At 65.8% G+C, this 19,955-nt stretch carries 15 protein-coding genes; 10 read left to right on the forward strand and 5 right to left on the reverse strand.

Annotated elements, in window-relative coordinates; translation table 11 throughout:
* Window positions 1–20 precede the first annotated feature (20 nt).
* The 4 genes from POS15_RS08800 (at window position 21) to POS15_RS08815 (ending at window position 5,656) form a co-directional block, all read left to right on the forward strand.
* Window positions 21–2,228: a TonB-dependent receptor gene (locus POS15_RS08800; protein ID WP_284129504.1), complete on the forward strand. Its 2,208-nt coding sequence runs from the start codon at window positions 21–23 to the stop codon at window positions 2,226–2,228.
* A gap of 190 nt (window positions 2,229–2,418) precedes the next feature.
* On the forward strand, window positions 2,419–3,462 hold the full coding sequence (locus POS15_RS08805; protein WP_266084559.1) for a DUF1611 domain-containing protein: 1,044 nt from the start codon (window positions 2,419–2,421) through the stop codon (window positions 3,460–3,462).
* Window positions 3,459–4,463: a class A beta-lactamase gene (bla, locus tag POS15_RS08810; protein ID WP_019183071.1), complete on the forward strand. Its 1,005-nt coding sequence runs from the start codon at window positions 3,459–3,461 to the stop codon at window positions 4,461–4,463. Before POS15_RS08805 ends, bla begins: the two co-directional genes overlap by 4 nt.
* Window positions 4,460–5,656: a hypothetical protein gene (locus POS15_RS08815; protein ID WP_284129505.1), complete on the forward strand. Its 1,197-nt coding sequence runs from the start codon at window positions 4,460–4,462 to the stop codon at window positions 5,654–5,656. Before bla ends, POS15_RS08815 begins: the two co-directional genes overlap by 4 nt.
* Here the strand turns inward: POS15_RS08815 and POS15_RS08820 are convergent.
* Window positions 5,626–6,537: a LysR substrate-binding domain-containing protein gene (locus POS15_RS08820; protein ID WP_046273747.1), complete on the reverse strand. Its 912-nt coding sequence runs from the start codon at window positions 6,535–6,537 to the stop codon at window positions 5,626–5,628. The two genes, POS15_RS08815 and POS15_RS08820, sit on opposite strands and share 31 nt — an antisense overlap.
* A gap of 262 nt (window positions 6,538–6,799) precedes the next feature.
* On the opposite strand from POS15_RS08820, the gene POS15_RS08825 reads away from it, so the two are divergent.
* From POS15_RS08825 to lpdA, 4 genes are read left to right on the forward strand one after another with little or no spacing between them, the layout of a single operon-like run.
* Window positions 6,800–8,050, forward strand: a complete 1,251-nt coding sequence (locus POS15_RS08825; protein WP_102788364.1) for a 3-methyl-2-oxobutanoate dehydrogenase (2-methylpropanoyl-transferring) subunit alpha — start codon at window positions 6,800–6,802, stop codon at window positions 8,048–8,050.
* 4 nt (window positions 8,051–8,054) lie between these two features.
* On the forward strand, window positions 8,055–9,098 hold the full coding sequence (locus tag POS15_RS08830) for an alpha-ketoacid dehydrogenase subunit beta (RefSeq protein ID WP_102788363.1): 1,044 nt from the start codon (window positions 8,055–8,057) through the stop codon (window positions 9,096–9,098).
* A 3-nt stretch (window positions 9,099–9,101) separates the two neighbouring features.
* Window positions 9,102–10,445 (forward strand): dihydrolipoamide acetyltransferase family protein, encoded by a 1,344-nt coding sequence (locus tag POS15_RS08835; RefSeq protein ID WP_284129506.1) that lies wholly within the window; start codon window positions 9,102–9,104, stop codon window positions 10,443–10,445.
* Between the two features lie 3 nt (window positions 10,446–10,448).
* Window positions 10,449–11,855, forward strand: coding sequence for a dihydrolipoyl dehydrogenase (lpdA, locus tag POS15_RS08840; protein WP_284129507.1), 1,407 nt, complete (start codon window positions 10,449–10,451; stop codon window positions 11,853–11,855).
* Between the two features lie 166 nt (window positions 11,856–12,021).
* On the opposite strand, the gene POS15_RS08845 is transcribed toward lpdA, so the two are convergent.
* Window positions 12,022–14,487 (reverse strand): M20/M25/M40 family metallo-hydrolase, encoded by a 2,466-nt coding sequence (locus POS15_RS08845; RefSeq protein WP_284129509.1) that lies wholly within the window; start codon window positions 14,485–14,487, stop codon window positions 12,022–12,024.
* 130 nt (window positions 14,488–14,617) lie between these two features.
* Window positions 14,618–15,064 (reverse strand): PACE efflux transporter, encoded by a 447-nt coding sequence (locus tag POS15_RS08850; protein WP_284129511.1) that lies wholly within the window; start codon window positions 15,062–15,064, stop codon window positions 14,618–14,620.
* A gap of 97 nt (window positions 15,065–15,161) precedes the next feature.
* Between POS15_RS08850 and POS15_RS08855 the strand changes: the two genes are divergently transcribed.
* Window positions 15,162–16,049, forward strand: coding sequence for a LysR family transcriptional regulator (locus tag POS15_RS08855; protein ID WP_284129512.1), 888 nt, complete (start codon window positions 15,162–15,164; stop codon window positions 16,047–16,049).
* 425 nt (window positions 16,050–16,474) lie between these two features.
* On the opposite strand, the gene POS15_RS08860 is transcribed toward POS15_RS08855, so the two are convergent.
* Entirely contained in the window at window positions 16,475–17,227 is a 753-nt protein-coding gene (locus POS15_RS08860; RefSeq protein WP_345782497.1) for an SDR family oxidoreductase, read from the reverse strand.
* 145 nt (window positions 17,228–17,372) lie between these two features.
* On the opposite strand from POS15_RS08860, the gene POS15_RS08865 reads away from it, so the two are divergent.
* On the forward strand, window positions 17,373–18,263 hold the full coding sequence (locus tag POS15_RS08865; protein ID WP_284129630.1) for a LysR family transcriptional regulator: 891 nt from the start codon (window positions 17,373–17,375) through the stop codon (window positions 18,261–18,263).
* Window positions 18,264–18,342: 79 nt separating this feature from the next.
* Here POS15_RS08865 and guaA read toward each other — a convergent pair whose 3' ends face one another.
* Window positions 18,343–19,908 carry a glutamine-hydrolyzing GMP synthase gene (gene guaA, locus POS15_RS08870; RefSeq protein ID WP_046273759.1) on the reverse strand — a complete coding sequence of 522 codons (1,566 nt, stop codon included), beginning with the start codon at window positions 19,906–19,908 and terminating at the stop codon, window positions 18,343–18,345.
* Between the last annotated feature and the right edge of the window lie 47 nt (window positions 19,909–19,955).

Here is a 19,955-nt window from a genome sequence, read left to right on the forward strand (position 1 = left end):
GATTCCGGAGAGACCGCCACATGCGCAAGCCGATCAACCGCTCGATCCTCGCCTCCACCGTCACCCTGTGCTGCATGGGCCTTGCCACCACGGCGATGGCCCAGGATGCGGACGCCGATGGCAGCCGCAGCACGCCCGATGTCGTCGAACTGGATCGCGTGGTGGCCACCGCGCAGAAGCGCAGCGAGAACGTCATGGAGGTGGCGGCCGGCGTCAGCGTGATCAGTGAAGAACGCTTGGAAGCGTTCGGTGCGACCCGCTTGAACGACTTCGCCGCCTACGTGCCCGGCTTCCAGGTCGACAGTGGCGGCGCGCCGGGCCAGACCACGATGGCGCTGCGCGGTGTCGCGCCGCTCGGCGGCGGCTCGATCATCGGGACCTACATCGATGACACCCCGATCGGCCCCAGCAGCAACAAGCAGCGCGCGACCACCTACGCGCTGGATCTGCTGCCGTATGACATCCAGAGCGTGGAAGTGCTGCGCGGCCCGCAGGGCACGCTGTATGGCGCCAGCTCGATGGGTGGCCTGTTCAAGTACATCACCAAGGCCGCCGATCCGGATGGCTTCGAGTTCCGCGCCGGCATGGACGTCAACGCCACCAAGGAAGCGGGCGACGTGGGCACCGGCGTGCGCACCTCGTTCAACGTGCCGCTGATCGAAGGCAAGCTGGGGCTGCGTGCCAGCCTGTCGCGCCAGGGCACGCCCGGCTATGTGGACCAGCCCGACCTCACCGGCGACGACGCCAAGGACAGCAACGGCTACTACCAGCTGGCCTCCCGCCTGGCGCTGACCTGGCGCATCAGCGACACCGCCAACCTGCGCGTGCAGGCGTTGTCGCAGATCGTGGATGCCGACAACTCCAGCGCGGTGGGCCTGACCTATCCCACGCTGGAACCGATCCGCGGCCCGCTCGAAGGTATCCTGCAGCGCGCGACCCCGTACCGGATGGAGACCGACTACTACTCGGCGATCCTGGATTGGGACCTGGGCAACGTTGATTTCGTCTCCGCGACCAGCTTCTCCGAAACCCGCATGGATGAGGTGCAGGACTCCACGCTGGTCTATGGCGTGGCATGGCCGCTGCTGACCCCGTACCCGGCCGGCCAGGCGCAGTTCGATGTGTTCCTTGGCACCCGCAAATGGACCCAGGAATTCCGCCTCAGCTCCAAGGAGAGTGAGCGCTTTGAATGGTTGCTGGGCACTTTCTTCACCGGCGAGAAGAACGCCAACCGCCAGCAGGTGAGCGCCTACGATGCCAACGGCATCCCGCTGCCGTTCAATCCCGGCACCGCCAGCCTGCCCGGCACCTATGACGAGCAGGCGATCTTCGCCGACGTCACCTACAAGTTCAGCCCGCGCTTCGATGTCTCCGCCGGTGTGCGGCATGCGCGCAACCAGCAGGATTTCGAGCAGCACAGCACCGGCCTGCTGTACGGCCCGCGGCCGATCGATCTGGCCGACTCCGCCGATGACAGCGTGACCACGTGGAAGCTGGCCTCGCGCTGGCACCTCAACGACAGCGCGATGATCTACGCGCGCTACGCCACCGGCTACCGCCCGGGCGGACCGAACGTATCGACCTCCGGCGTGGTGCCGATGACCAAGGCCGACACCCTGGACAACCTGGAGCTCGGCTTCAAATCGCACTTCTGGGACCGCCGCGCGATGATCGACCTGGCGCTGTTCCGGATCGACTGGGACGACATCCAGGTGCGCGTCTCCGAGAACGGCCTGAGCTGGATGGGCAACGCCGGCAGCGCGCGCAGCCAGGGTGCGGAACTGAGCCTGATGATGCGGCCGGCCGAGCGCCTCACACTCGGCCTCAATGCGGCCTACATCGATTCGACGATCGGCGACGTACCGCCCTCCAGCGGCCTGGTCTCGGGCAGCCGCATGCCGATGACGCCGCGGCTGAGCTGGTCGGGCACGATCGACTACGACGTCGATGTGAGCGACCAGTGGCGGGGCCGGGTCGGTGCCGGCTATCGGGTTACCGGCGAGCGCGTGGCCGGGGCGTACGACATCGACAGCTACAACGCGCTGGACCTGCATGCCGAGCTGACCAACATGACGTGGACGGTCCGCCTGTATGCGCGCAACGCCACCGACGAGCGCGCGTACGTCTCCACCGGCTCGGTGCGCGACGCGCTCAACCGCTATGTCGCGGTGACCGGCGTACCGCTGCAGCCGCGCACGATCGGCATGTCCATCGACTATCGCTACTGAGTCCAGCCACCTGCCATGGCGGCGCCCCGAGCTGCCGCCGGACCACCCGTCGGAAGAGAAATGGAATAATCCTAATTAGGTTGCATATTCTCTGATTAGGACTTATACAGATCCAACCAGGTCAAACAACAGCGAGCCCCTCGTGAATGCTTCCCCTGCTCTCTTCTCTCCCCCGACCACTGGATCCGCCATGAGCTCGACGCCCACTGCCGCCGTGCAGGCCCTTGCCGCCCTCCCCCAGCCGTACCTGCTGTTCCTGGGCGACACCACCGAAGCCGGCTTCGCCAAGACCGCGATCGGCCTGCACGACTGGGCCCCGGAAGTGTGCGTGGCCGAGTGGAGCCTGCCGGGCTGCCCGATCAGCACCGGCCTGCCGAGCATGACGCCGGCACAGGCGCGCGCGGCCGGTGCACGTGCGATGGTGATCGGCGTGGCCAACGGCGGTGGCGTGATTCCGCCGCAGTGGCTGCCGGCCCTGGTCGATGCGTTGGAAAACGGTCTGGACCTGGTCAGCGGCATGCACCAGAAGCTGGGTGACATTCCGGAACTGGCGGCCGCAGCCGAACGCCACGGGCGCGAACTGATCAACGTGCGCGTGCCGCCGCGTGGCATTCCGGTCGGCAACGGCCGCAAGCGCACCGGCAAGCGCGTGCTGACCGTCGGCACCGACTGCGCGCTGGGCAAGAAGTACACCGCCCTGGCACTGGCGCGTGGCCTGCGTGGCCTCGGCGTGGATGCCGACTTCCGCGCCAGCGGCCAGACCGGCATCCTGATCGCCGGCAGCGGCATTCCGATGGACGCGGTGGTGGCCGACTTCTCCGCCGGCGCCGCCGAACTGCTCAGCCCGAACGCGGCCGACGATCACTGGGATGTCATCGAAGGCCAGGGCTCGCTGTTCCATCCTGCCTACGCCGGTGTCAGCCTCGGCCTGCTGCACGGCAGCCAGCCCGATGTGTTCGTGGTCTGCCACCAGCCGGGGCGCAAGCACGTGCTCGGCTATCCGGACTACCCGCTGCCCTCCATCGAGGAAGTGATCGCGCTGACCGTGCAACTGGGGCGCCGGACCAATCCGGATATCCGCTGCGTCGGCGTCAGTCTCAATACCCATGGCATGACCGACGCCGCGGCAGCGGCCGCCTGCGCCGAAGTCAGCGCGCGTCTTGGTCTGCCGGTGGCCGATCCGATGCGGCAAGATGGGGAATTCAACCGCCTGCTGGAGGCCTGCATCGCATGAAGATGACATCCCGTACCTTGAGCCTGTGCGTGGCGGCGTTGCTGGGCCTGAGCCCGCTCGCCGCGTTCAGCGCCGGCAAGACCAGCCCGGTGGAAACCGAGGTCGCGCGGCTGGCCACCCTGATCGACGGCAAGGTCGGTGTCTCGGCGTGGCGACTGGATGGCAAGGGCGAGCAGGTCCATCTGAATCCCGATGAAGGGTTCCCGATGGCCAGCACGTTCAAAGTGGCGGTCGCGGCGGTGATCCTGACCAAGGTGGATGCCGGCGAACTGGCGTTGACCACGATGGTGCCGGTGCCGAAATCGTTCTATGTCGATTCGGAAGTCATCGCGGACCGCTTCATCCATGACGGTGTGAGCCTGTCGGTGCACAACCTGCTGGAGGTCATGCTGACCCAGAGCGACAACACCGCCACCGACGTGCTGGTGGCGCAGGCCGGCGGACCGGCCGCGGTCACCGCCTGGCTGCGCGCGCAGGGCATCGAAGGCCAGCGCCTGGATCGCAACACCCGGCAGCTGCTGAGCGATATCTTCGGCCTCGGCGATGAGCCGTTGACCAAGGAACGCGTCGCCGAACTGACCCTCGATCCGGAGGTGGTCAAGCGCACGAAAGCCGGCAATGAAGCCTTCGACAAGGACCCGCGCGACACCTCCACCCCGCGCGCGATGTCGACCCTGTTGACCAGACTGTTCACCGGCAAGGCGCTGAGCCCGGCCAGCACCGAGGTGCTGGTGCAGATCATGGAACGTTGCCGGACCTGCAGCGCGCGCCTGCGTGGCAGCCTGCCGCCGGGCACCAAGGTGGCCGACAAGAGCGGTACCGTGGCCGGCACCGTCAATGATGTCGGCGTGGTCACCCTGCCCGATGGCAGCCAGTTCGCGATCTCCGTGTTCGTCAAAGCCAGCAATGCCCCACGCAGCGAACGTGAGCGTGTGATCGCCGAGATCGCCCGCACCGTGCGCGACTTCTACCTGCTGCAGCCGACGGCCGCGCGCAAGTGACCGCCGCCGCCAGCCGGTTCCAGCGGTATCTGTTGCCCGGCCTGGCGTTCAAGTCCGCCGTGATCGGCGGCGGATACGCCACCGGCCGTGAGCTGGCGGAGTTTTTCCTGCCATCGGGCCCCTGGGGCGGCCTGGCCGCGATGGTGTTGTCGATGCTGATCTGGAGCGTGATCTGCATCCTGACGTTCCTGTTGGCCCGGGCGATCCGGGCCAACGATTACCGCACCTTCTTCCGGCATCTGCTGGGCCGTGGCTGGTGGACCTTCGAAGTGGCCTACCTGGCGCTGATCGTGGTGGTGCTGGCGGTGTTCGGCGCGGCCGCCGGCGAACTCGCCGCGACCATGTTCGGTTGGCCACGGATCGTCGGCACGCTGGTGCTGGTGGCGATCATCACCGGCGTAGTGCAGGCCGGGACCAACGCCGTCGAACGCATGTTCAAGCTGATGTCGGCCTTCATGTACCTGGTCTACGCCATTGCCGCGTGCCTGATCCTCTATCGCTTCGGCGGCGGCGCGATGGCGCAGCTGTCCAACACCCATGAGCTCGGCCAGGACTGGGTGCTCAACGGCGTGACCTACGCCGGCTACAACATGTTCGCGGCGGTCTCGATCCTGCTGGTGGTGCGCCACCTGCTGTGCCGGCGCGATGCGGTGATCGCCGGCGCCCTGGCCGGCCCGTTGGCGATCCTGCCGGCGATCGTGTTCTACATCTGCATGATCGCGTTCCTGCCGGACATCGCCGACGCCCCCCTGCCCTCGGACCTGATGCTCGGCCAGCTGGGCCTGCCGTGGTTCCAGTGGCTGTTCCGGCTGATGATCATGGTCGCGCTGGTCGAAACCGGGGTCACGCTGATGGCCTCGGTGGACGGCCGCATCAGCGTCAACTGGAAGGAACGCACCGGCGCCGCCCCGGGCCGCGGCATGCGGGTGGCGATCATTGCCGCCATCCTGCTGATGGCCGTGTTCCTGGCCGATGGCATCGGACTGGTCGCGCTGATCGCGAAGGGCTACCGTCTGCTGGCGTATGCGATCCTGGCCACCTACGTGGTGCCGCTGCTGGCGTACTCGGCGTGGCAGATCTGGACGCGCCGTGGGCAGGCCTTCACCGCGCCCGTCGGTGAGCTGCCCGATCCGCGGCCTGCGCTGGTCGATGCGCTCGGCGCTCACCCGCCACAGGCAAAGACCAGGAACTGATGCAGTGCGCGTGCCGGCGCGGACAGGTCTTCGTCCGGGCGCCAGACCAGGCCGACTTCCATCGGCGGCACCGCATCGGTGAGGGTGCGCACGTCGATCCGGCGCCCCTCCAGCGACCACGGGCGGTAGACCATGTCCGACAGGATGCTGACCCCGAAGCCGTAGGCGACCATGCCGCGCAGCGCCTCCAGCGACGAGGTGCGGAACACCACGTTGGGTTCGCGCCCGACCGAGCGCCAGTAGCGCATCGCCGACTCCTGCCCTTCGTCCACCATCAGCATGATGTATGGATACGGCTCGACGTCGGCCGGGCTGATCACCGGCAGCTGCAACAGCGGGTGCGACTCGGACAGCCACAGCTGGCGGCGCGAGCGGATCAGTACCTGGCGCCGCAGCACATACGGCTCGGCCATGTTGGAAATGATGCACAGCCCGAAATCCAGGTCACCGCTGCCGACGCCCTGCTCGATCGCAGCACGGTCCATATCCACCAGATCCACCTCCACCTGCGGATAGGAGCGCTTGAAGCGCGCCAGCAGGCTCGGCAGGAAGTAACCCAGCACGGTGTAGGACGCGCCGATCCGGACCCGGCCCGGCAGGGTGTTGGCCAGGAACATCGGCTCGCTGAGGGCGTCCTGCAGCGTGTCCAGGATGTGCCGCACATGCTGGTGGAACCGATGGCCCTCGGCGGTCAGCCCGACCCCGTGCGGCATGCGGTCGAACAGTTTCAGCCCCAGCGAGGTTTCCAGCTGGGCGACCGCCGTGGTGATCACCGACTGGGAGACGTGCAGCTTGCGTGCGGCCTGTGAAAACTGCCCCAACTCGGCAGCTTCGGCAAAGTACCGCAGCTGGCGCAGGGTCATGTTGGCTGGGATTTGCATGCACGAGCTCCCGCGGAATGAAGATATCTGAATAAACAATACCTCATACGCAATTAAACAAATTTACGATAAGCCGCTGTGCCTCTAGACTTCACATCGGGTGCAATGCGCCATGGCCCCAGCCGCCTTGCAAGCGCTGGTCCTTACCCGCTTCGCGACGAGATCCTGACCGGATGTCGGCGCGCCAACATCGCCATTACCGTTGCCCCCCGCCTGCGGTATGCCTGTAGCTCCATGACCCAAGCCCAGCGAGGCCCCTGACATGTCATCACCCCAGATCCCCGCCACGAGCGAGCCGTTGCGTCTGCACGTGCCCGAGCCCAGCGCCCGTCCCGGCGAGGCCACCGACTTTTCCTATCTGAAGCTGAGCCCCGCCGGCGCGGTCGACAAGCCGCCCGTGGACGTGAGCGCCAGCCAGACCGCACCGCTGACCAGCCAGCTGATCCGCGTGCTGGATGACAACGGCGACGCCGTGGGCCCGTGGGCCGCCGATATCGACGACGCCGTGCTGCTGCGTGCCATGCACGCCATGCTCAAGACGCGCGCCTATGACGCGCGCATGCTGATCGCCCAGCGCCAGAAGAAGACCTCCTTCTACATCCAGTGCCTGGGTGAGGAAGCCATCGCCGTCGGCCAGACCCTGGCACTGCGCGATGACGACATGCAGTTCCCGACCTACCGCCAGCAGGGCATCCTGGTCACCAAGGAAGTGCCGATGGTGGACATGATGTGCCAGGTGCTGTCCAACGCGGCCGACCCGCTGAAGGGCCGCCAGCTGCCGATCATGTATTCGTACAAGGATTACGGCTTCTTCTCGATCTCCGGCAACCTGACCACCCAGTACATCCAGGCGGTGGGCTGGGCGATGGCCTCGGCGATCAAGGGCGACACCCGCATCGCCACCGCATGGGTCGGTGATGGCGCCACCGCCGAAGGCGATTTCCACGCCGCGCTGACCTTCGCGCACGTGTACCGCGCCCCGGTGGTGCTCAACGTGGTCAACAACCAGTGGGCGATCTCCACCTTCCAGGCCATCGCCGGCGGTGAGAACACCACCTTCGCCGCGCGCGGCGTGGGCTACGGCATTCCGTCGCTGCGCGTGGACGGCAACGATCTGCTGGCCGTGTACGCCGCTTCGCGCTGGGCCGCCGAACGCGCCCGCAGCAACCTGGGGCCGACCCTGATCGAGTGGGTCACCTACCGCGCCGGCCCGCATTCGACCTCGGATGATCCCTCCAAGTACCGCCCTGCCGACGATGCGCAGCAGTTCCCGCTCGGCGATCCGATCGACCGCCTGAAGCAGCACCTGATCAAGCGTGGCCTGTGGAGCGAGCAGCAGCACGACGCGCTCCGCGCCGAACTGGATGCCGAGATCCTGCGTGCCCTCAAGGAAGCCGAGACCCACGGGTTGCTCGGCAGCGACAACCGTCCCGGCGCGGCCCTCATGTTCGAAGACGTCTACAAGGACATGCCCGAACATCTCCGTCGCCAGCGTCAGCAGTTGGGAGTCTGAACACATGAGCGGGATTGAACAGAACAACACCGGCGGTACGCCGATGACCATGATCCAGGCGCTGCGCTCGGCGATGGACGTGATGCTGGAACGCGACGACAACGTGGTGATCTTCGGCCAGGACGTGGGCTACTTCGGCGGCGTGTTCCGCTGCACCGACGGCCTGCAGACCAAGTACGGCAAGCAGCGCGTGTTCGATGCGCCGATTTCCGAGAACGGCATCGCCGGCGCGGCGATCGGCATGGCCGCCTACGGCCTGCGCCCGGTCGCTGAAATCCAGTTCGCCGATTACATCTACCCGGCCTACGACCAGATCGTCTCCGAAGCGGCGCGCATGCGCTATCGCTCCGGCGGCAGCTTCACCTCCTCGCTGGTGTTCCGCACCCCGTGCGGTGGTGGCATCTACGGCGGCCAGACCCACAGCCAGAGCCCGGAGGCGATCTTCGCCCATGCCACCGGCCTGCGCACCGTGATGCCCTCCAACCCGTACGACGCCAAGGGCCTGCTGATCGCCTCGATCGAGAACGACGATCCGGTGATCTTCCTGGAGCCCAAGCGCCTGTACAACGGCCCGTTCGACGGTCACCACGACCGCCCGGTCACCGCGTGGTCCAAGTACCCGGACAACCTGGTGCCGGAGGGTTACTACAACGTGCCGCTGGACAAGGCCGCCATCGCCCGCGAAGGCAAGGCACTGACGATCATCACCTACGGCACCACCGTGTGGGTGGCCAAGGCCGCCGCAGAAGATGCCGGGATCGATGCCGAAGTGATCGACCTGCGCAGCCTGTGGCCGCTCGACCTGGACGCCATCGTCAATTCGGTCAAGAAGACCGGCCGCTGCATCGTGCTGCACGAAGCCACCCGCACCTGCGGCTTCGGCGCCGAACTGGTCGCGCTGGTGCAGGAGCACTGCTTCTACCACCTGCAGGCCCCGGTGGAACGCGTTACCGGCTGGGACACCCCGTATCCGCACGCGCAGGAATGGGACTACTTCCCGGGTCCGTCCCGGGTCATCGATGCAATGCAGCGCGTGCTGGAGGACTGAACCATGGGACATCACGTCATCAAGATGCCGGACATCGGTGAAGGTATCGCCGAAGTCGAACTGATCACCTGGAAGGTCGAGGTCGGTGGCCCGGTCGCCGAAGACCAGGTCGTGGCCGAAGTCATGACCGACAAGGCCATGGTCGAGATCCCCTCGCCGGTCGCCGGTACCGTGGTCTCGCTGGGCGGCAAGCCCGGCCAGATGATGGCCGTCGGCAGCGAGCTGATCCGCCTGGAAGTGGAAGGTGCCGGCAATGCCAGCGCCGCCAGTGCGCCGGCTGCCGCAGCGCCCGCCGAGCCGGTTGCTGCACCGAAGGCGGCCGCACCGGCAGCGGCACCTGCTGCCGCCGCCGAGTCTGCACCGGCTGCGACGCCGGCCAAGGCTGCCGCTGCCTCCGCACCCGCCCCTGCCGCCAAGCAGGACGCGCGCGGCGCGGTCACCAACGGCGTGCTCACCGCCGGTGAAGCCCCGCTGGCGTCGCCGGCCGTGCGCCGCCGCGCCTGGGACCTGGGGATCGAGCTGCGCTACGTGCCGGCTACCGGCCCGGGTGGTCGCATCCTGCAGGCCGACCTGGATGCCTACGCCGCCGCCGGTGGCAAGGCGCAGCCGGTCGGTGGCAGTGCCGGTGGCAGCAGCTACGCGCGCCGCACCGGCGAGCAGCAGGTGCCGATCATGGGCCTGCGCCGCAAGATTGCGCAGAAGATGCAGCAGTCGTGGTCGACCATTCCGCACATCACCTATGTGGAAGAAATCGACGTCACGGAAGTGGAAGCGCTGCGCGCCAAGCTCAACGAGCGCTGGGCCAAGGAGCGCGGCAAGCTGACCCTGCTGCCGCTGCTGGCACGCGCGGTGGTGCTGGCCGCACGCGACTTCCCGCAGATGAACGCCCGCTATGACGACCAGGCCAACATCGTGACCCGCTATGAGGGCGTGCAGCTGGGCATCGCGACCCAGAGCGAGGTCGGCCTGTCGGTGCCGGTGGTCGCGCATGCCGAATCGCTGGACCTGTGGCAGACCGCCACCGAGATCGCGCGCCTGGCCAATGCCGTGCGCGTCGGCAAGGCGACCCGTGAGGAGCTGTCCGGCTCCACCATCACCATCAGCAGCCTCGGTGCCGTGGGCGGTGTGGTGTCGACCCCGATCATCAACCATCCGGAAGTGGCGATCGTCGGTGTGAACCGCATCATCGAACGCCCGATGTTCCGCGAGGGTCAGGTGGTGGCGCGCAAGCTGATGAATCTGTCGTCCTCGTTCGACCATCGCATCGTCGATGGCATGGATGCGGCCGAGTTCGTGCAGGCGATCCGTATGCGCCTGGAAACCCCGGCCCTGCTGTTCGTGGAGTAAGCGATGTCCAATACCCTTCAAACCCAGCTGCTGATCATCGGCGGCGGTCCCGGCGGTTACATCGCCGGCATCCGCGCCGGCCAGCTCGGCGTCAAGACCATCGTGGTCGAGGGCGTCAATCCGGGTGGCACCTGCCTCAACATCGGCTGCATCCCGTCCAAGGCGCTGATCCATGCCGCCGAGGAATTCGCCAAGGTCACCGCGTATGCGGCGGGCACCTCGCCGCTGGGCATCAGCGTGCAGGCCCCGTCGCTGGACCTGGCCAAGACCGTCGCGTGGAAGGCCGGCATCGTCAAGAAGCTGACCGGTGGCGTCAGCGCGCTGCTGAAGAAAAACGGCGCGCAGCTGATCAAGGGCTGGGCCACGATCGTCGACGGCAAGACCGTCGAGATCGCCGGTGCCGCCGAAGACGGCGGCACGCTGCGCATCAGCTGCGAGCACCTGCTGCTGGCCACCGGCTCGGTGCCGGTGGAACTGCCGTTCCTGCCGTTCGGTGGCAAAGTCATCTCCTCCACCGAAGCCCTCTCGCCGACCTCACTGCCGAAGCAGCTGATCGTCGTCGGTGGCGGTTACATCGGCCTGGAGCTGGGCACGGTCTACCGCAAGCTCGGCTGCGAAGTGACGGTGGTCGAGGCCCAGGAACGCATCCTGCCGGCCTACGACGCCGAGCTGACCAAGCCGGTGGCCACGCATCTGGAGAAATCCGGCGTGAAGCTGCTGACCGGCCACAGCGTGCTCGGCCTGGCCGACAACGGCCAGCTGCGCGTGCGTGACAAGGACGGTAACGAAATCGCGCTCGACGCCGAGCAGATCCTGGTCGCGGTCGGCCGTCGCCCGAAGACCGACGGCTTCAATCTGGAATCGCTGCAGCTGGATCTGACCGGCAAGGCGATCAAGATCGACGACCAGTGCAAGACCTCGATGCGCAACGTGTGGGCCATCGGCGATGTCGCCGGTGAGCCGATGCTCGCGCACCGTGCGATGGCACAGGGCGAACTGGTGGCTGAGATCGTCAGCGGCAAGAAGCGCCACTTTGTGCCGGCCGCGATTCCGGCGGTGTGCTTCACCGACCCGGAAATCGTGGTGGTCGGGCTGTCGCCGGACGAAGCCAAGGCACAGGGCATCGAGACCAAGGTCGCGCTGTTCCCGTTCGCGGCCAATGGCCGTGCGATGTCGCTGGAATCCTCCGATGGCTTCGTGCGCGTTGTCGCACGCAGCAGCGACCACCGCATCCTCGGCTGGCAGGCCGTGGGCGTGCAGGTCTCGGAACTGTCGATCGCCTTCGTGCAGTCGATTGAGATGGGTGCCACGTTGGAAGATATCGCCGGGACGATCCATCCCCACCCGACGTTGGGTGAGGCGGTGCAGGAAGCGGCGCTGCGTGCGTTGGGGCATGCGTTGCATATCTGAGGCATCTGCACGGCGCTGCTGAGGAATCGGCAGCGCTGGATGTCCAGGCAGTAAAAGAAACGGCCCGCACTGCGGGCCGTTTCTTTGTGTTGCTTCCGGTATGCCGCAACGAGCGGCCGTGCCTGTTGGCGGTGGCGGCCACCGGCCCTCAATGCCGCCGGGCGCGTTACCGCCCGTCCTGGGGCGCTCCGCCCGCCTGGCTTACGCGCGTCGCGGCAAGAATCCAGGTCATGTCCGAGGTCGACCACGGCACGATGTGTGGCGACCGCGCCGGCAAGGGCGCCGCATCCGTCGGCCAGCCATCGATACCGGCCGCGGCCTGCACCTCCACCGGGCCACTGTCCGCCGGCCAGCGCAGCTCTATTCCGTCCGGGCCCGGTGCCTGCCAACGCAACCGCGACCAGCGGTCCGCCTCGTCCAGCAGTGGCGCGTCCTCGCCCTGCAGCTGCACATTGCGCACGACGGCCCCGCTCTTGAGCCGTACGCGGAGTTCGCGTGTGCCTGCCGGTGCCAGCACGCGCAGTATCGACTGGCCGGTATCGGCAGCGTAGGAACGCTCGAAACGCACCGGCCCCGGCACCGCAATGGCCTCGGCCTTGGTCGCCCAGACAGCCGTCAGATCCATCGCGGGTATCGGAATGCGTACAGGCTCAGCCTGCGCGCCGCCCAACGCACGCCGGCTCCAGTCAGACAACTGCGGCAGTGAACTGACGCGGTGGTAGTGCTGGTTGTCTGGATCGGCGACGAACAGCACCTGGGACAGTTCGGGGTAGCGCGTGCGGTCCGCCTGGGTCAACGACGCGGCAGCCAGCAGACCCGCAGCCGCCAGCAGCGTCACCAGCGCAGCGATCACCAAGCCGCGCCCACCCTCGGCCACACGTACCCACGGCAGGAGCAGTACAGCCAGCCACGCGAACGGCAATGCCAACACTTCCGGCGTTCCGAAGCCGATGGCCTCGAACAGCTGCAGCGCGAAGTGGAAGACATGGGCCAACGCGAATGCGGTGATCACCGCCGCAGCAATCACACGCAGCGCGGTCAGCGGCGCGTGCGCCGGCAGCAGCCAGGCCACCGCGGCCACCGCCAGCAGCGGCCACAGCAGCAATGGCGCCAGCTCCGGCGCGAGCACCTGCACCACCGCGCCGATGATCCAGGCCACCAGCAAGGCACCCAATCGCACGCTTTCACCGCGCGCAGCGGTCCCCGCGCTGGTCCAGGCCAGCAGCGCCACCAGCACGCCCAGCAGCAGCCCGATCACATCCACCCCACCCCGCAGCGAAGCGCACGCACCGGCCACCAGCGCCAGCGCGGCAGCCGGTTTGCGTGCCGCCTTGCAGGCCAGCAGTGCGCCCAACGCCAGCACCACGCCGATTGCCAACAGACCCTCGCCTGCCGCCAGCGTGGAGAAGGCCGCCAGCAGATCCCGGTTGTTCACCAGCGTGGCATCGCCGCCGCCCAGCAACCGGTACGACACACGTACGGCCAGCGCGACGGACAGCAGCGCCAGCGGCCACCACGCTACGCCACTGACTAAGCCGCGCCAGCCATCCTGGTTGAACGTGGCACGGCGTGCGACCACGACAATGACCAGCAATCCGAACGCCAGCACGCACCAGCCGGACCACGTCGGCACGTTGATCATCCAGCCGCCGGGAAGATCGCTGTAGATCGCATCTTGGGTGGAGGTCGGCAGCGTCGCCGAGGTCGCCAGCTGGCGCACCATAGGCAGCACCTGCGCGCCCATGTGCTGCACGCTGCCCGGGTCGAGGTTCGCCACGCTCGCGGTCGCGGCGTGGTAGTCGATCTGGCTGCCGATGATCGCGAAATTGAGCCCGGGAATACCTTTCTGCGCCGGCACCGTGAAGTCGGTGCCGTTGGGCATGTAGCGGTAGACGAAGCCGGTCAGCGAATTGCCCAGCGGCTGCGGCGCGAGTTTGGCGAACGTGCCCAGCAGCGCCGCATTGCCCGGCCCGGTTTCGAACAGCACCGCACGGCCACTGCTGCCGCGCGCCTCCAGATTGATGACGGTGCCGATGCGCGACGCCAGCGGATGCGACGCGAAGAACGCACGTGCGCCGAGCAGGCCGGCCTCCTCCGCATCGGTGAACAGGAACACCACGTCACGCTGCCGCACGTCGCTCTGCAGCGCACGGGATATCTCCAGCATCACCGCCACGCCAAGGCCATCGTCGGCCGCGCCGGGCGAATGGGGGACGGTGTCGTAGTGCGCCATCAGCAGCACCGCCGGCAGACTGCGATCGTGGCCCGGCAGTACCGCGACCACGTTCTCGACATTGGCCGCTCGCACGCCACGTCCGTCGCCCTTGCCGTACTCGGCAGCCGCCTGACCACGCTGCACGGATACCTGGAGTCCAGCCTGCTGCAGGTGGTTTACCAGTTGGTCGCGAACCCTTTCCGCAGCCGCTGAGCCGGTGGGATGCGGTTCGGCCGCGATCCAGCTCAGGTACTGCATCGCGCGTGCGGCCGAGAACTCAGCCGTGGCGATGCTGGCGGGCTGCGGCTGCGGGGTTTTCTGTGCGCTCCAGGCGGACCATGCGGCGATGACGATGCTGAGCAGCAGCAGTGGCAGCGCGTACCGTGCGGCGCCGCGGGATGACCGGAGCGCGCTCATGCGCGCCCCCTGTGATCCAGGTCATTCGCCAGGCTGCAGAAGAGCGGGATAACGAGCACAGGGGCAATCCAGCAAGGATGACCTTCACAGGATTACAAAGCAATTTCCGATCTGTCAAACAATTTTCTGATCAGCCAAGATGCGGATTCCCCTCGTGATTCACCGCGGAGCTGGGAACGCCGAAGCACCGGTCGAACGCCCAGTTGTATGCAAACGTATAGAAAGGGATGTAGACGATGAACACCAGGTCCAGGACAAATGCCTGGATCAGCGTAATGCCCAGCCACCACGCGATGAGCGGGACCAGAAAACACACCAGGGTGAGCTGGAACGCTACGGCATGCAGGACGCGTCGGCCTACCGTGCGCGTCCGGTCGCGTTGCCGTCGCTCCCATGCCTCGAACAGGTAGTTGAAGCTCACGTTCCATACCGTGGCGATCCCCGTGATCATCAGCGCCAGCAGCCCTGTCGTCGCCGGTGACTTGCCCGTCAGCACGGTCATGACCATCGTTCCCACCACCAGTCCAAGAAGCTCATAGCCCCCGACGTAAATCACCTTGCGTTTTACTCCCTGCATCACATCCTCCTGCTTGGTCACTGGCGAAGGGTGTGGATGCTATATTCAGAAAGGTTGATTGAAAAAGTCATCTCCTTTCAGAAGCACTGACAGATACATGTCCCTGTCCAGCGAAGACATCGATCTCTTCCTCGCGGTGGTCGACCACGGCTCTTTCTCCGGCGCGGCCCGCGCGTTGCGCCGGGTGCCGTCAGCCGTGAGCATGGGCATCGCCAACATCGAGGCCGGATTGGGCTATCCCCTGTTCGACCGCTCGCGCCGCGAGGCGTTGCCGACCGCACAAGCGCTGGCCCTGGTGCCCCACGCACGTTCCGTCGCCAGCAGGCTGCGGTTGCTGCAGATCCATGCCGTGGAGCTGTCGCAGGATCTGGAGAGCACCCTGACGGTGGCCGTCGCCGCCGGTGTTCCAGACCAGGCGATGCTGGAGGCACTGGCGCAGGTAGGCTTCCGGTACCCGCTGCTGCGGGTGAACCTGCTGCGACAGCCCCAGGACCAGGTCCGGGAGAGGCTGCACCAGGAACTGGCCGACCTGGCCCTGCTGCCCGTCTCGACAGAGGTGGATCGGGAAGAAGCCTTTACCCATGTCGCCGACATGCTTTTCGTCGCCGTCGCTTCGGCCACGGCGGATACGCCCGGCCTCCCGGCAGACCTGCGGCGCCTGGAGGATCTCAGCGGCAGCCGCCAGATCGTCATCGCTGGACCCGGCGACGGTGTCGCAGACCGGCGGCTGCTGGTCTCCGATGCCCGATGGCACGTGGACTCGGTTGAAGCGGCGTTGGGCCTGGTGGCGCGCGGCGCCGGCTGGGCCAACCTGCCTATGGATGTTGTTGAGGTCGCCGTTGCTGCTGGTCGCGTGAGGGTGCTCGCGTTCGACAACCTGGCCAACGGCGTCACGATGCCGGTGCATCTGGTGTGGCTGCGCAGAAAACCGGTGCGACGGGCCGCTGGGGACGTGATCGCGCTGATGCGCCAGGACCCCCACTGACGTGAGGCGGAAACGCAGCGGAGCGGAATGCCGACTGCAGTGCTCTTGCATGTCATGTAAACAGAAAGTAACGAAAAAGCCCGCATTTCTGCGGGCTTCCTTGTAGGTCAGGACATCTGGATACCAGCCAACGCCGGAACCGGACTCATTCCCACTCCATCATCAGCAGGTCTCGCAAGCCCGCGTGGCTAAAGGGATTTTCGATGATCGACAGGGGCCCTTACCGTCGCTTTTACCGTCATCCGACAAGAGCTTTGTCTGGTGCGGAAGATGGAGAGATTTGCAGGGCGACGACTCTGGCAACACCATCGTCAATCACCTTCTGGGATAGCGCAGACAAGCGCAGCGGTCTTCCTCCTATCCTCACTTCACTGAGACCTTCGAAATCGCCTGCCCTCCCCTCTTGAACCCATGATCCCGCGCGCTTAGCCGTTCAACAGGCGGCCGCCGTCAAGTACGATTTCAGAGCCGACCGTCCAGCGCGACTCGTCGGATGCCAGATACAGCACTGCTTTGGCCACCTCGTCGGAGGTACCGAAGCGGCCAAGCGGAATGGTTGCCGCGATCGCTTTGTTAACCTGCTCGCGATGCGCTTCCGGAATACCGGCCTTGTCGTAAAGCGGAGTCTCGACGGGGCCAGGGCTCACTGCGTTGACACGGATGCCGCGGCCCAGCAGTTCGGTCGAGAGCGTCTTCGACATGTTCAGCAATGCGGCCTTCGTTGCGGCATACACCGACGAGCGATCTGCGCCTGCATGCGCGCTGACGGAAGTGGTCAACACGACGGAAGCAGGATTTGCGAAGACCGGCAAAAGCGCCTGCATCAGGAAGTACGGCCCTTTGACGTTGATGTCGAAAATGCGGACGAACATGTCTTCCGTCCATTCCTCAATGGGCCGCCAGATGGATACGCCGGCATTGAGGAAGGCAACGTCGAGTTGGCCGTAGTGTTCCTTGATGGCTTGTGCCAGCTCCCTTTGTGCAGCAACGCTGGCCGAGTCGGCGCGCAGCACCGGCACTTCCGGGCCCAGTTCGGCCTGGGCCCTTGCAATCGAATCGGGGTTGACGCCCGTTACGATCACGCGAGCGCCCTCCGCAAGGAACTGCTTTGCCGTTTCCAGCCCGATGCCACTGGTGCCGCCAGTAATGAGAGTACGTTTACCTTGCAAGCGCGCCATTTGAATTCTCCGGTGAATGACGACCACCGTGGTCGACATGGAGAAATATGCGCTCATGCCCCACAGCAGATAAGACTGTCTGTTCGCATATAATTCATGCAGATCAGGCATGAATAGAGGCGGCTCCGTGGACCGATTTCTTTTGATGACATGCTTTGCGCGTGCTGTGGAAACCGGGAGCTTTTCGGCAGCAGGGCGGGATCTAGGGTTGGGGCAGCCCAATGTGAGCCGCTATGTAGCAGCTCTGGAGGATCATCTGCAGACGCGCTTGCTACACCGGTCTACGCGGAAGTTGTCCTTGACGCCGGAGGGCGAACGCTACTACGCGGACATCCGGCGCATCCTGGATGCGGTGGATGAATCCGAATCGTCCTTCAGGAGCAACGTCGACCCATCAGGGCTCTTGCGCGTAGCCTGTCCTACAGCTCTCGCACATGCGTTTGTGCTGCCGCACGTGCCGGCCTTTCTGGAGCGCTACCCTCAATTGAACTTGGATCTCCAACTCAACGATCGATACGTAGACCTGGTCAATGAAGGCACCGAACTCGCGATCCGCATAGGACAGCTGGAGGACAGCGCCCTGCGCGCGCGGCCTCTTGGATGGTATGAGCGGGTCTTCGTCGCCAGCAAGGACTACTTGGCCAAACGTGGAGTTCCGCAGACCCCAGATGATCTACGCGACCACGATTGCATCATCTACACCTTGCTGTCGTCCGGGGCGACCTGGCGATTCCGGGACGCGGAAATTCCGATCAGCGGCAGGCTCAGGGTCAACTCGCCCGACGCCGTGAGTGCAGCGGTCGCAGCGGGCCTGGGTGTGGCACATGGACCTGCGTGGCTCTTTCAGGACGGACTGAACAGCGGCAGATTGCAGTTCATTCTCAGCAACCATACGGCTCCCCCTGTCCCGGTGCAGATGGTCTACGTCGCCAACAGGCTGCTTCCGACGCGGGCCATCGTGTTCATGGATTTCATGGCTGACGTGTTCTCAAGGATTCCAGCCTTGAACGGCAGCATGCCTGTGCCGACTCGATAAGACGAGACGACAAAGCGTGCGTCCAGAAATGAAAAGAGCGCCGAAGCGCTCTTTTCCCTTACTCGATCAACCAGCAGGATCACTCCCACTCAATCGTAGCCGGCGGCTTCCCCGAGATGTCATAGACAACCCTCGACACCCCCCGCAACTCATTGATGATCCGGTTACTCACCGTCCCCAGGAACTCATACGGCAGATGCGCCCAATGCGCCGTCATGAAGTCGATGGTCTCAACGGCGCGCAGCGCAATTACCCACTCATAAGCCCGCGCATCCCCCACCACGCCCACCGACTTCACCGGCAGGAACACCGCGAACGCCTGGCTGGTCTTGTCGTACAGATCGGCCTTGCGCAGTTCGTCGATGAAGATGGCATCGGCCTTGGCCAGCAGTTCGGCGTATTCGCGCTTCACTTCGCCGAGGATGCGCACGCCCAGGCCTGGGCCCGGGAACGGGTGGCGGTAGACCATGCTGCGCGGCAGGCCGAGTTCTACGCCGAGGCGACGCACTTCGTCCTTGAACAGCTCGCGCAGCGGCTCGACCAGGCCCAGCTTCATGTGCTCGGGTAGGCCGCCGACGTTGTGGTGGCTCTTGATCACATGCGCCTTGCCGGTCTTGCTGCCGGCCGACTCGATCACGTCGGGGTAGATGGTGCCCTGCGCCAGCCACTTGGCGTTCTTCAGCTTGGTGGATTCTTCATCGAAGATGTCCACGAACAGGTTGCCGATGATCTTGCGCTTGGCTTCCGGGTCGCTCACGCCTTCGAGCTTGGCGAAGTAGCGGTCGGCCGCGTTGACGCGGATCACCTTGACGCCCATGTGCTCGGCGAACATCGCCATCACCTGGTCGCCTTCCTGCCAGCGCAGCAGGCCGGTGTCGACGAACACGCAGGTCAGCTTGTCGCCGATCGCCTTGTGCAGCAGCGCGGCCACGACTGACGAATCGACGCCACCGGACAGGCCCAGGATTACTTCGTCATCGCCGACCTGCTCGCGCACGCGGGCGATCTGGTCGTCGATGATGTTGGCGGCGGTCCACAGGGTCTCGCAGCCGCACACGTCCACCACGAAGCGGCGCAGCAGCGCCTGGCCCTGCAGGGTGTGTGTCACTTCCGGGTGGAACTGCACGCCGTACCAGCGCTTTTCTTCGTTGGCCATCGCGGCCACCGGGATGCGATCGGTCACGGCGGTGACGGTGAAGCCCGGGGGCGCGACGGAGACGTGGTCGCCGTGGCTCATCCAGACGTTCAACTTCGGCTCGCCGCCGTGGTCGCTCAGGCCCTTGAACAGCGCATCGGGGGCGACGACGTTGACTTCGGCATGGCCGAACTCACGCTGGTCGGCCGCTTCGGTGGCACCACCAAGCTGGGCGGCCAGGGTCTGCATGCCGTAGCAGATGCCGAAGATCGGCAGGCCGCTGTCGAACACTTCCTGCGGTGCGGCAGGCGCGCCCGGCAGCGTGGTCGATTCCGGGCCACCGGACAGGATGATGCCCTTGGCGCCGAACGCGGCGATGTCGGCCGGGTTGTGGTCCCATGCCCAGATCTCGCAGTACACGCCGAGCTCGCGGATGCGGCGCGCGATCAGCTGGGTGTACTGGGCGCCGAAATCGAGGATGAGGATCTTGTCGTTATGGATGTTGGTCATGGTGCCCGGGCAATGCAGGAGTAAATACGGGAAACACAGCGTCGTTA

The sequence above is a fragment of the Stenotrophomonas sp. BIO128-Bstrain genome (genome assembly GCF_030128875.1).
Lineage (GTDB): Bacteria > Pseudomonadota > Gammaproteobacteria > Xanthomonadales > Xanthomonadaceae > Stenotrophomonas > Stenotrophomonas bentonitica_A.

Coding starts and splice junctions, on each gene's coding strand:
- POS15_RS08835 (WP_284129506.1), top strand. CDS start 9,102: ATGGGACATCACGTCATCAAGATGCCGGACATCGGTGAAGGTATCGCC.
- POS15_RS08800 (WP_284129504.1), top strand. CDS start 21: ATGCGCAAGCCGATCAACCGCTCGATCCTCGCCTCCACCGTCACCCTG.
- POS15_RS08855 (WP_284129512.1), top strand. CDS start 15,162: ATGTCCCTGTCCAGCGAAGACATCGATCTCTTCCTCGCGGTGGTCGAC.
- POS15_RS08830 (WP_102788363.1), top strand. CDS start 8,055: ATGAGCGGGATTGAACAGAACAACACCGGCGGTACGCCGATGACCATG.
- POS15_RS08825 (WP_102788364.1), top strand. CDS start 6,800: ATGTCATCACCCCAGATCCCCGCCACGAGCGAGCCGTTGCGTCTGCAC.
- POS15_RS08850 (WP_284129511.1), bottom strand. CDS start 15,064: ATGCAGGGAGTAAAACGCAAGGTGATTTACGTCGGGGGCTATGAGCTT.
- bla (WP_019183071.1), top strand. CDS start 3,459: ATGAAGATGACATCCCGTACCTTGAGCCTGTGCGTGGCGGCGTTGCTG.
- POS15_RS08820 (WP_046273747.1), bottom strand. CDS start 6,537: ATGCAAATCCCAGCCAACATGACCCTGCGCCAGCTGCGGTACTTTGCC.
- POS15_RS08860 (WP_345782497.1), bottom strand. CDS start 17,227: ATGGCGCGCTTGCAAGGTAAACGTACTCTCATTACTGGCGGCACCAGT.
- POS15_RS08805 (WP_266084559.1), top strand. CDS start 2,419: ATGAGCTCGACGCCCACTGCCGCCGTGCAGGCCCTTGCCGCCCTCCCC.
- POS15_RS08865 (WP_284129630.1), top strand. CDS start 17,373: ATGACATGCTTTGCGCGTGCTGTGGAAACCGGGAGCTTTTCGGCAGCA.
- POS15_RS08845 (WP_284129509.1), bottom strand. CDS start 14,487: ATGAGCGCGCTCCGGTCATCCCGCGGCGCCGCACGGTACGCGCTGCCA.
- guaA (WP_046273759.1), bottom strand. CDS start 19,908: ATGACCAACATCCATAACGACAAGATCCTCATCCTCGATTTCGGCGCC.
- lpdA (WP_284129507.1), top strand. CDS start 10,449: ATGTCCAATACCCTTCAAACCCAGCTGCTGATCATCGGCGGCGGTCCC.